Source organism: Bacteroides sp. 51 (genome assembly GCF_010500965.1).
Taxonomy (GTDB): domain Bacteria; phylum Bacteroidota; class Bacteroidia; order Bacteroidales; family Bacteroidaceae; genus Bacteroides.
Genome location: NZ_QVMI01000005.1, coordinates 62,353 through 75,203, shown reverse-complemented (window position 1 = coordinate 75,203; position 12,851 = coordinate 62,353). Strand labels below are relative to the sequence as shown.

At 42.3% G+C, this 12,851-nt stretch carries 4 protein-coding genes and 2 pseudogenes; 1 reads left to right on the top strand and 5 read right to left on the bottom strand.

Annotated elements, in window-relative coordinates:
* Nucleotides 1–140: 140 nt before the first annotated feature.
* The 3 genes and pseudogenes from D0T87_RS06205 to D0T87_RS06200 form a co-directional block, all read right to left on the bottom strand.
* On the bottom strand, nucleotides 141–4,049 hold the full coding sequence (locus tag D0T87_RS06205) for a hybrid sensor histidine kinase/response regulator transcription factor (protein ID WP_163173881.1): 3,909 nt from the start codon (nucleotides 4,047–4,049) through the stop codon (nucleotides 141–143).
* Nucleotides 4,050–4,107: 58 nt separating this feature from the next.
* Nucleotides 4,108–4,803, bottom strand: a pseudogene (locus D0T87_RS24530) (alpha/beta hydrolase); the annotation flags it as partial.
* A gap of 111 nt (nucleotides 4,804–4,914) precedes the next feature.
* Nucleotides 4,915–6,618: pseudogene (locus D0T87_RS06200) on the bottom strand (glycoside hydrolase family 43 protein); the annotation flags it as partial.
* A 201-nt stretch (nucleotides 6,619–6,819) separates the two neighbouring features.
* Between D0T87_RS06200 and D0T87_RS06195 the strand changes: the two are divergent.
* Nucleotides 6,820–7,254 (top strand): DUF6078 family protein, encoded by a 435-nt coding sequence (locus D0T87_RS06195; RefSeq protein ID WP_163173877.1) that lies wholly within the window; start codon nucleotides 6,820–6,822, stop codon nucleotides 7,252–7,254.
* Between the two features lie 266 nt (nucleotides 7,255–7,520).
* On the opposite strand, the gene D0T87_RS06190 is transcribed toward D0T87_RS06195, so the two are convergent.
* Entirely contained in the window at nucleotides 7,521–9,734 is a 2,214-nt protein-coding gene (locus D0T87_RS06190; RefSeq protein ID WP_163173875.1) for a redoxin family protein, read from the bottom strand.
* A gap of 11 nt (nucleotides 9,735–9,745) precedes the next feature.
* Nucleotides 9,746–12,850 (bottom strand): glycoside hydrolase family 2 TIM barrel-domain containing protein, encoded by a 3,105-nt coding sequence (locus tag D0T87_RS06185; RefSeq protein WP_163173873.1) that lies wholly within the window; start codon nucleotides 12,848–12,850, stop codon nucleotides 9,746–9,748.
* Nucleotide 12,851: the final 1 nt, after the last annotated feature.

Here is a 12,851-nt window from a genome sequence, read left to right as displayed (position 1 = left end):
GATTAAAAAGGCTTGTGATATATTCGCAAATATCGCATACCGGATTTAAAAGCCTTCGAACTTTTAATTATTTAGGTGGTAATTTTAGACATATTTGGGGACTACAGGCTATCTGTAAGCCATTCAGGGGTAAAGCATGTCTATTTTAGCAGATCAGTAGGTTGCTTATCAAAATATTTTTTAAAAACTTTCCCAAAATAACTAACGCTGGAGAAGCCACACATCTCACTGACTTCAGTTACAGTATATTTCTTTGATTTTATGAGTTCCAAAGAATAATTTAACCGAATCGTTTTTATTAAGTCTATAGGCGATTGCCCTGTTAAAGCTTTTATTTTATTATATAACAAAGAAGAACTGACATTCATTTTCGAGGCAAAATCATCTTTCCCAAATTCGTTGTTGCTCATGTTTTCACGTATCACATCTATTGCCTTTTTAACGAACTTGTCATTGAGTTCATTTTCAAAGAGAACATCATTATCACCGGTTGTTTGTGAGATTATCTTTAGCGTTTTATTCTTAACTAAATCCCGGTTTCTTATAATGGTTTCAATCTTTGAATTTAATATGGATAGATCAAAAGGTTTCACAACATAGTCGTCTGCTCCGAGTTTTAGTCCTTTCAATTGTTCAACCTTGTCAGACAATGCTGTTAATAATAGGATTGGGATGTGTGATGTTTCAAAGGATGATTTCATTAATCTACATAATTCAAAACCATCCATATCGGGCATCATTACATCCGAGACAACCAAATCGGGAGCTTTGTGCTGTATTAATTCCCAGGCTTTCTTCCCATCATTGACTGCAACTATCTGATACACATCTGAGAGTGAGTTTTTCAGGAAGTTCCGTAATTCGTCATTATCTTCGGCCAATAACAGACGTGGTTTACCGGCTGGAGATTCTTTTTCTGAAATAGAAAAATCGACGTGGGTTTCCGTATGCACATTTCTTTTACCAGCAAGACCTTCTATATTCACAATAGACGATCCTTCTTCCACTATCTTATATGGAATAGATAGCTGAACTGAGGTACCTTCATTTTCTTTACTATCAACAAGCACTGTGCCATCATGCATCGTCACATAGTTCTTAACGAGCAATAATCCTATTCCGGAGCCTACTATTTTAGAGTTAACAGAATTATCTCCACGATAGAATTCTCTAAAAAGTTTTTTCTGGGCTTTTTGTGAAATACCTAATCCATAGTCTTTAACCTCCAGGCGCCACTTCTCATTATTGAAGTTCAACTTGATTTCAACACTGCTATCACTTCCTGAATATTTAACTGCATTAGAAATTAAGTTATCAATTACTTTTTCGATCTTTAGTTGGTCAATAGCAGTATAAAAAGAGTCTCGCTCCGAATGAAACACCAATTGGATATTTCCTTTTTTCGCTATCGATTCAAATAATACTTTCCGTTGATTTACCAAATTAACAATATCTATCATAGCCAGGAATAACTGTCCCTTGCCTATATCCACTTTTTGAAAATCCAGCAATTGGGTCGATACGAAAGAGAGTCGATTAGATTGTTCAACGGCAAGGTCTAAATAATATTGCCCCTTTTCTGATAGGTTCTGCTCTTTTTTTAATTCTTCAATAGGCGCATTCACTAATGTCAATGAGGTTCCGATATCATGAGCCATATTCGTAAAAAACCGAACCTTATCTTCCGTATGTTTTCGTTTCAGCCGGTTAATATATGTTTTCAGGGAAATATAGATAATACATATAGTTATAAATAGCATGATGGAGCGAAACCACCACGATTCCCAAAATGGAGGTGTGATATGTATCCTTAAAACACGTTCATCTATAATCTGTGAATATGAGCCATCATACATTCTTATTTTTAGACAGTACCTACCATCAGGAAGATTCGGATAATTTATTGTAGAGCCGGTTGAGGGTTGAGTCCATTCAGAATCCAAGGCCTCCATGATCCACGCATATTTATAACCTGTCGTGGCAATACCAATAGGTAAGAGTTCTAATGTTATTGAATTCTGATTATACTCTAAATAAAGGTCCGTTTGTTTATTAACAGGAATATGTTGCAATAAATCGGGGTTTTCTCTGATGGATCGTCCCGAAACGGTTATATTTTGAAAAAAGATTTTTCCTTCTGAAGGTTGTTTCGCACGGAGAGAGTCAGGATTGAATATCAATATACCGTTGTTAGTTCCCAGTACAATATCATTATTACTTAATTGTATGCGCGATCTTACATTATAGGATAAACTGGAGAGTGCAAAAGAAAAAGGATAAATATATATAGACTCATCATTTAAGTCCAACTTACATAATCCATTTTCTGTTGTAAGTATCAGATAGTCATTATACAGAACTATACTATTAACGATATCGGATGGCAGCCCGGTTTCTGTTGTAAATGCCTTTGTTTGCCGGGTTTCCACATCGTAGCACACCAATCCGTGTCCGCTTGTGGCTACCCATATTTTATTCCCCGTAATTACAATATCACGTGTAATACAATCTTCGACCAGATAATCGCCTTCACCGCTCTTTTTATCTAACAGGAACAGGCCATAAGAACTGGCAAGCAATAATTTACCTGGCTCTATCTCAACAAAATAGCTGATATTATCAAAAGGGTATGACCGGAAACGATTTTCTTTTACTAAAAGACACAACACAGAGGTTTGCGTTCCTCCTATCCAGATATCTCCCTGACTATCGCTAAAGATATCAAAAATAAATTTGCTGGGAAAGTCTTGTTTATTGCCATCTTGTGGAAAGTGATTTAATTCTCTTCCTGTTTTTCCGTCTAAGATATAAATACCTGAGGAGTATGTTCCTGCCCAGATATTACCATTATTATCTTCGCATAATGCCAAAAAGACCTGAGCTTCGTCTTGTTTGTCCCGGAAAAATGTTTCCCACGTATCCGACAACACATTCCAACGGCTAATGCCGTTGTTTGTTGCTACCCAAATATTTCCTTTCTTGTCTTGAAGTATTCTGTTTATATTATTATCTCCTAAAGAATTCGGGGTATTTATCTGATGGGTAATATGAGTTGTTACAGGGGGTTCCTGATCAAAATATGATACCCCTCCGCTATAAGTAGCTATCCATAGCCGCTTATTCTTATCGCAAAAAAGATCATAAACTCCATTCCCGCGGAGTGAAAACGGATTATCTGCATTTTCTTTATAGATGTTGAGCACAGTGCTTCCGTCTTTATTTAACTCCCAGATACCTTTTCCATCAATTCCAATTAACAGCGTGGTTTCTGAGTTTTCCACCATAGCGAGAATAGGTTGTACCGGAAAATTCGGGATAGCTATTTTATTCCATTTCTTTTTCTGAACCTCATAATAATATAAGCCATCGGAGAATGTGCCCATCCATAAGCGTTTTTCAACTGCATCGTAGTGGAAACGGGATACCCGAATGTTGTTAACCTTCTCATAAATGCAATCCAGTTGTGATGTTTTTATATCCAAACATTCTATCCCTCTATTCGTATCGAGAAACAAGTGGTCTTCACCATCAAACAGCACTTCCTGAATTTCTATTAATTCATCAAGTACTTGATCAAGAACGCCATTATCATATCGAAACAATCCAACCGAAGAAGCAATCCAGAGGGCTCCCGTATTATCAATGTCAACACGGTTTATGCTTAGTGTATTATTTACTAAGTCTCTTAAATCCACTACAAAATCGAAACGATCAAAGACATCATCATATAAAAAAAGTTGTCCGTTACTTGCGTAAGCGTACAACTGTCGACCCTTATATACTAATTTTACAGACCCGATATTAGCCGTGTTGTAAGGCAGTTGATAAATGCGATAATCCCCTTCGGTAATCCTTAATATATTCGTTTTAGATGAGCTCCATACAAATCCAATATCATCGCCGCATATAGAACTGGTTTCTCTGACAGAAATTCCGTATTTGGAATTTATACTCACAAAATTTACATTGGATGAATATAAATGTGCGCTTGATGAAAAGTATATGAATAGAACACCAAAAAGAAATAGTATGGGATTATCTTTTTTCATTTCGAAAATATATAATCTGTAACGTTTATATTTTATTGAGATAACAAAACAACATTATTTATTGAAATATTTTCTTTGCGAAATAATATAGAGAAGGGTTCCACACATCCCACCAATGTCCGCCGGGCAATACCAGATACGTATGGTCAACTCCATTTTCCTTCAATGTATTGCTGTAATTCTCCGGATTATCGCGCACTACGTTATCCGTGGTGCCTTTGGTTATCATTATCCATGTATTTTTTCGGTACGCATCCGGCAAAGTCAGTGTTTCGGCAGTAAACAAGCCGTCTCCGGCAAAATAAGGTAATACGCCAGGTGCGGGAGTGAAGGCGCCGATATAGGCAAAGTCTTTAATCAGATGAATACCCACATGCAAAGCCGATCGTCCTCCCATCGACAACCCGGCAACAGCCCTGTTCTCACGTCCTTTCAAAACGGAGTAGTTTTTTTCGACGTAAGGAAGGAGGTTGGTTTTCATTTCGTCCAAAAAGTTATCGAATTGTGCGAAGTGTTCGGCGGTCATGTATAGAGCCGGGGTTTTCCCTTTCTTCACTACACTGATGTTGGGGATAACGACAATCATTTCTTTGGCTTGGCCTGTTGTGGTCAGATTGCTGATTATTTCATTCGGTTTTCCATCCAACCATTCGTTTTCATTTCCGCCTATACCATGAAGAAGGTATAGAACGGGATATTTCTTTTTATTGGTATAGTTGGGTGGTAAAATAATATTTGCTTTTCTTTCGGTGCCGGCTACTTTAGAATAATAGCTAAAACTCTGCACCTCACCATAAGCCATATCGTTTTTCCGGATATCAAAACCGGCCGGTAGTTGAGTTTCTGGATTTTCGGTTGTTTTGCGGGTAGCATACAGTCCTATGGTAGTTCCGGTGAACCCACCGGCATTGGCTGTTGACAATTCGCGGGCGGAAGCGCCTTCATGTAAAAGCGTCCATTCGTTATTCCCCAGATTATAGTAAAAGTCATAATACATACCGTGCGAAACAACTTTTAGTTCAATGGCCTGATCTTGAAACAAAGATATTTGTTTTTTCGCCAATATATTGCTCCCTGATTTACTATTTTGTTCAATCTTTACTTCTTTCTTATCTCCCAATCCCTGAATGGCAAAAAAGATATGATGTTGCTCATCCTTAAAAAGCAAAACACCGGCCATATCCTGCTCGTCGGTCGGTTTAAAATACATACGGGTAGCGGATTCAAATTTATGATGTTGCATGCGGCGCGAAAGGAAAGCAGGGGCTTTCTTTTCGGAAACACTAACCGGAGAACTTTTCAGGGAAAGGTAACCCGGGTTTTCGGTCAACGAATAGAGGTCACTAATTGGAGTCCTCAATGTAAGCCATTCCATACCTAAAGTGGCAGAATCAAAATCATCGCGCCAATCGAAATTACCAAAAGTTACTTTTTCGTTTCGCTTAACGCCTTCTCTTCGCGAAATCATAGGAATTACTTCATCGCCACGGGTCATGTAAGGGAATCCGTCTTCGCTCCATCTTACCGGCATCATGAATGTTTCGCGGCCCAAATTCTCAAATTTGTTGTCGATGGGGCGGCAGGCTAAAAACACGGCCCACCAATCTCCTTCTTTTGTTTGGATTAAATCAGCATGTCCGGCACAGGTGATGGGATTGGGGCGGTCGCGAGGCAAATGTTTCTGCGTCAGGATGGGGTTCTTATTCCAGGGTTTGAACTCTCCCATGGGGCTGTCTCCCATAAATATAACTTCCGAATGGTTGGGACCTGTTCCACCTTCGGCAGCCATCAGATAGTATTTACCGTTTATTTTATACATGTGGGGGCCTTCTATCCATATCGGTTTCTCGGCCAGGTTCACTCCTCCATTGACTAACATTTTCCAGGGGCCGGTTGTTTGATCTGCTTTCACATCAAATTCGCGCACACGAATGGATCTGTGTCCGCTGTACAGTTCTTTACCGTCCATGCCGTCATTGTTTACAATATAAGCACGTCCGTCTTCATCGAAAAAGAAGGAGGGGTCGATACCGCCTACCTCGGGAAGATAAATGGGATCAGACCAGGAACCAAACGGGTCTTTTGTTTTCACAAAGAAATTTCCGGCGCCTACATTGGTAGTAATCATATAGTAGGTTTCGTTATGCGGGTTGTAACTGATAGCCGGAGCAAAAATTCCGCCGCTCACTCCCTGGCCGGGGAAGTTCTTTAACTGTGAAGGACGATCCAGCACATGCCCAATCTGTTTCCAGTTCACCAAATCGGTACTGTGAAAGATGGGTACACCAGGGTAATATATAAAAGTGGAGGTAACTAAGAAGTAATCTTTTCCGTTGGTGCAAATACTGGGATCGGAATACCAGCCGGGAAGAATGGGATTATAAAAGGAATTTTCGTCGGGCAGCGCGTTTTCCTTATAATAATCATCATTTCCAGTGTATGTAAAATAATCGAAGCAAGCAACCGGATTTCCTTTAGGGATATACTTTGTTTGGGCATGGAGTAAACCTGAGGCAAAAATCATGCAGATACAGATTAAGCTTTTTACTAAGAAAGGGGCGTTTTTCATAACAACATCTTTTTTGATTATACTGTATAAAGATCAGTTTGCAAATGTAAAATGAGCAGTATATTACTATTGCTACTTTTAAATATTTAATTGGTGATTTCAGACACATTGATGGAGATAAAGAAGCTCCAGCCTTGTATATGCAATGCTTTCTTCCTATCTTGCAACCGGATTTCTATTTCAAAACAAGGCTCAAGAAACATGAAAGAAAATTTCGACTATACCCAAGTACCTTACAATTATGTTCATTGCCTTCACGCACAATGCGGACGTGCCGCCGGCTGTTTACGTTTTCTGGTAACTCAACAAGCAGGATCGGAAGTGAGGCACTTTTCGGTGTTCAATCCCGCACATGTTATCGGTAAAGAAGAGGAATGTCCGCATTTTCAGGAAGATCGTATGGCATGTTTTGCGCTGGGCATTACGCATCTATTCGATAATGTACCCTATACGAAAGCCCTTAAAATAAAAAAGATGCTATACTTCCGCCTTAAACGAAATACATATTATCGCATACAACGAAAAGAGCGGCAACTTACTCCGGAAGAGCTATCCATGATTCGCGAAGTATTCAGGAATGAAGGTATTCAGGAAGAACCTGCCTTCGATGAGCTCATATACAAGTACGACTGGTAATCAACCAATTACGAGTACCACAACCCTCATACTGGTGAGAAAGAAGTATCAACAAAGAGAGAGCAAAGTATCAAGGAGAAGAGAATAAAGTATCAACGGGGAGAGAATAAAGTATCTCGCTGGTGAGAATGAAGTACCTTCTTGTTGATAAAAACAGACCTCCCTGAGAAACAAATAATAGGGCCGGATGAAGACAATTAACCCCAGGTATAGTTATGCTGTATGCTTAACTATGCCCGGGGTTATTATGCTATATATTACCGAACTTACTGCAACTTATTTTCCTCTTCTAACAATTGCTTGATTGTATGTTTAAAATTGTACATTGAAAAGTTATCATCCAGAATGCGTCCTTCCCGACTGACAAGTACATAACGGGGAATTCCATTGAACCTGAAAAGCTGTCGCAGATATAAATAATCATCGGAAGAGATGCGGTTTGTATGGGTAAGTTCTTGCTCTTCCACAAATTTATCATACCTGTCGAGTGGTGATTCTCTGTCGGAAGTAATGAACAGAAATACAGCATCGTTGCTATTGTCATAGCTTTTGCGCGTATTCTTCATTTGCTGAATTCCAGCGATACAAGGCCCGCAGAATATTCCCCAGAAATCAACAAATATATATTTCCCTTTAAAGGGCTCAATCATTGCCTTAAATATATCGCTTCCCTTATTGTTGGCAGGAAGTTCGTAACCTTTATTTTCTTGCTCCGGGTAGGCTTTGCGATACAAGGCTTCGGCATATTTGTTCAACGATTTATCTGAAAATTTATTTTCGAACCAATCAACAACTTTCCGTCCTTCTTCTTTGGACAAAAGAGATTTAAGTGAATAATCGAGGGTACGTATTTTACATATATCATAAGCAATGCTTGGCTGAAGCTTAAAATAATCGGAATAAACAGAATCCCTTATCGTCCATTGGGCAATGATTAACTCATCCGGGGTTATTTTCCGTATTGTATCCAAATACTTTGTTTTATAATTATCATAATAGGACTGATAGCGTTCCATGAATGCTTTGGATAATGTATTTAGTTCTTCTATTATTTCATTTGCCTTTTCTTCACTGCCGGACGAGTTCATTTTTATCTGGAAAGAATCTGCCGCCTGAACATATATTTCATCTTCTGCCGTTTTGACTAAACCAAGTTCTTTGAATAGGTAATCGTTAAAACTCTTTTCAGGATTCATTTGTTGATATACTTGAAACGAATGATCAAAAGGACTACAATACTCAAAACGGTTGATAAGTGTACTATAACTGTTGGATATTAATGCAAAACAATCATTTAGTGGTGCTTCACTTAAAAATCGAAAGAAATCCGCCGACAATTCTTCAGGTGTTCCTCCTTGTCGTATTTTATCTCTGTTTACCATATCGAAATTGAGCAACAATTCGGCATATTGAATTTTGGCTTCATTTTCGAATAAAGATCGTACGTATTCCGACGTGTTTTGTTCTCTGAAAGCCTGATCCATAGCGTTCCTGTTTTCTTCCGTGATGGAACGAATATAAGATTTATAATCTTCTACCAACATCTCACGTCGGTTTTTATCTATTTCCCTGTACGGCAATTCTTTCAACTTGGATTGAATGACTACCAATTCTTCATTAATACCGGATCCAACGCCCATATAATGGATGTATTCAAACCGATATCGCCTGTTCCTGAACCTGTCGGCCTGCAGAAAGTCTTCCCAATCTAACATAATGGCAAGGGTTTGTCCCGGTTCAATATAAAAAGGAATTGAAGCTTGGTCGAAGTTAATATGATTTCTTATAGGATAGTCTATTGACAGAGTAGCCTCGAATCTTCCATCAGGGTGAATATCCACCACGGTAGGAAGATCTTCGCGAGTAATGACATTTTCCATATAGATGATCCCCTTAGAAAAGCCACATCGTTTGTCATATCCTTTTATATGCCCCACTATCCGAGCGGGCTGGGAAGAGAAAAAGTTAGCCGGCGTTAGATTACCGGCTTCCTTTCGGGTAGCCTTGACAAGTTCTTCGTCTATCCAGGTTTGAACTTCCGGAAGAGTCTGATTTTTTGCAGTTTTTTTCTCCTTCGGGTTCAATGAGATTCCGAAGATAATAGGCTCGTCGTTATCTCCGAAATTAACTTTCCTGACGTTTTTTTCCAGCTTGGGGAATATCAGGATGAACGTTGAGTCGCCCGACGCGGGCATGTATATTTCCTTGTCGAACTCACCGTTCTCTATACCGATGGCATAGAACTTTTCGCCCGTTTCGCAGTCCTGAATAAAATCTTTCTTCGAAAACTTCACCCACCAATGGGGTATAAACGTGCTGTGAATATGCACACGGGTTTCATCCTTTTTCAGTTCAATCCGGGTAATATTGATTATTCCCGAAGTGGTGAACTCGTAAACCGGATGTGGTATAACCACATCTTTGGCACAGATTACACTGGTTATCAATAGCAAAAGGAATCCTGATATTATTTTCTTCATGTGGTTATGTTCTAAAATGAATACTCCTCCATCACAAACCCATACCGGTACGGTTTATTCCCGTCAATCGTGTACTTATCCATGGTGCGGGCACCCCAGGCATCGTCGCCGCCTACTCCATGAATATTCAGGTCGATGTTCACATTCACGAAATCGCGTTGTGGAATCTGGTACGGATGGCCGCTTGTTTCGAGGTCTTCTTCCATATATGGCCAGGCGCGGAAACACAGGGGTTGAAGTCCGGTTACCTTGATGCCGGTGCCACTTGCACTGTCGAGCGAGAACCAACGCACATCGCAACGGTTGGCATTGTCTTGCGGAACGGTGTAGTTGGTGATAAACTCATTGAGCGGCAGGGTGTAATGGCCCAGGAATGCTGCGGTTTTGCGATCGGGATAGTTCTCGAACTCACCACGGCCGTACCATTCTACGCGGTTCATATCTGCGGGCAGGCGCATGCGCATACCAAACTTGGGCATCAACGGAATGTTCTCAGCAGTAGGTTGGTAACTGGCTTCTACCTGAATGCGGCCGTTACCATTGACGGTGTACTTCAAGAGGTACTCGGCACCGATTTCGGGTAAAGTCATAGCGATTTCCACTACGGCAAGTCCTTCTTTAGAAACATCGGTCTTTACTTCTTTTACTATCCGATTGTTTGCCGCATTCTTCCAGGCACCCAAACGCTTGTTGTAGCCGTTGCGGCGTTGGTTGTCGTTGGCAGGTTTCCAAAAGTAGGGTTCGAGGGCGGCTTGCAGAAGTTCGTTGCCGTTGCGCTTCCAACTTTCCAGGGCTCCGGATTGGGTGTTGATAAGGAAAGTCTGAGCACTCGCACTGATTGCCAGCGTGGTATTCTGTTGCTTGATCATCACTTTACCACCTTCGGTACGCAAAGGTTCCGGCTTCATTTCATTCAATAGGAATTGCTCGCGGGCTACAGCAAAGCCTTTATTGGCCCAAAGGGTTTTGTGCTTTAAGCGGGCGTAGACATTGAGGCATACCTCGCCGCCTTGCGGAGCAGGAGGAACGCGCAGCGTACCGCCGGAGGCGAGTGACAGGGTACCGATTTGGGTTACCTGCCCGTCCTGCACCCACTCGTAGGTATAGTCAAACTCATCGAGCGAGGTAAAGAAGTGTTTATTGGTAAGGTCGATGGTACCCTTGTCCCGAAGCGCGAAAGCAATGTACTGATGTACCTTCTGTATTTCGTAATAATGCGGATTGGGCACACGGTCGGCACCGATCACACCGTCGATACAGAATGCGCCGGCGTTGGGTTGGTCGCCAAAGTCGCCGCCATAGGCAAAGAATTCACCGTCTTTGAGCCGCAGCAAAGCGGGGTTGGCATCGTATTTCAACGGAGATCCGTCTATGGGTTTAGCAATGCCGTGGTCGGCCCACTCCCAGATGGCGCCACCAACAATGCTTTCGTCGGCTTCGATGATGTCCCAATACTCCTTGAAATTACCCAGGGAGTTTCCCATGGCATGAGCGTATTCGCGCATGAAGAGGGGGCGATCGGTATTCTTTTCGGCCAGTTTGCGGAGGTTATCGGGGTGAGGATAGCCTTCGTCGCGGATGGCAGACACAGAATCGTCGGAGTCGCTGTAAATTAAGCGAGTAGGATCGATGGCAAGAATGGTGTCGGACATGGCTTTCAGATTCATGCCCTTTCCACCTTCGTTTCCGAGGGACCAGAAGACAATGCTCGGATGGTTCTTGTCGCGTTCCACCAAAGAAAGGGCACGGTCTACGTGTGCTTTCGTCCACACCGGATTGTCGCCCAGTTCCTTATTACCCATGCCGTAGTCGTGGCTTTCCTGATTGGCTTCGTCCATCACATAAAGGCCAAAGCGGTCGCACAATTCGTAGAAGATGGGCTGGTCGGGATAGTGAGAAGTACGAATCATATTGATGTTGGCCTGCTTCATGAGTTGCAGGTCTTTTATCAACGTGGCTTCGTCGATAGAGATCCCCATACGGGGGTGGAATTCGTGACGGTTAACGCCCTTGATCTTGACGGGCTTGCCGTTGATCTTGAAGACTTCGCCGTCGACCTCAATTTTGCGTACGCCCCAGTGGTAGCGGAAAGCGTCTACTACCCCATTCTTATCGCGCAAGGTGATGCTGACATCGTACAGATATGGTTTTTCGGACGACCACAACCGGGGATTACGCAGCGTACCGGTGAGCGAAACGGTTTCTGTGGAAAGGGTGCCCAGGGAATTCAGTTTCCCCGTCAGCTTTTCTTCGAGCTTCTCACCTTGGGTGCTTTCGCCTGTCAACACTACTTCAACGGTGAGGTTGCGGGTTTTCTTCGCCGATTTATTCCGCACATTGACACTGGCATTGAACTGTGCCGAGCTGAAATCGTCGGACAAGAGCGTGGCCAGTTTGTAGTCCTGAATATGTGTTTGTGGACGTACCCAGAGTTCTACCGAGCGATAAATGCCGCTGGTGCGCCACATGTCCTGGTCTTCGAGGTAACTGCCGTCCGACCAGCGGTACACTTCGACCGCCAGTTGGTTTTGGCCTTCTTTTACGTACTCCGTAACGTCGAACTCGGCGGGTGCCATGGAGTTCTCGCTGTAGCCTACCTGCCGGCCATTGATCCACAAGTACATGGCAGATTTTACACCCTCGAAGTGCAGGTAGAGTTGCTTACCCTTCATCTGGGGCGACACCTCGAAAGTGGTGAGGTATGAGCCCACGGGGTTGCGGTTCTTGTAGCTGAAGTAATTAGCAGGCGGCTCGCCCATCACCCGGGGCTGGTCTTTCTTGAAGGGGTGCGTCCAGTTGGTGTAGATGGGTATGCCGTATCCTTGCATCTGCCAGGTACCGGGTACTACGATCTCGTCCCAATGGGAGGCATCGAAACCTACGTTATAGAATTCAGCGGGACGGCTCTGCGGGTCGGGCGACCAGTGGAAGCGCCACTTCCCATCCAGCGAGATGATCTCCGGGCAGTTTTTCTTCTGCGACGGAAGCATCAGCGTGCTGTGGTAGCTTTCTTTATTGATGCCAATGATGTTAGGGTCTTCCCATGGAGGGGTAGTTTGCGCCTGCAACGAAACAGCTATGCAAAAAAGTAACAGATTTAAAACAATAGTCTTCATT

Coding starts and splice junctions, on each gene's coding strand:
- D0T87_RS06185 (WP_163173873.1), bottom strand. CDS start 12,850: ATGAAGACTATTGTTTTAAATCTGTTACTTTTTTGCATAGCTGTTTCG.
- D0T87_RS06190 (WP_163173875.1), bottom strand. CDS start 9,734: ATGAAGAAAATAATATCAGGATTCCTTTTGCTATTGATAACCAGTGTA.
- D0T87_RS06205 (WP_163173881.1), bottom strand. CDS start 4,049: ATGAAAAAAGATAATCCCATACTATTTCTTTTTGGTGTTCTATTCATA.
- D0T87_RS06195 (WP_163173877.1), top strand. CDS start 6,820: ATGAAAGAAAATTTCGACTATACCCAAGTACCTTACAATTATGTTCAT.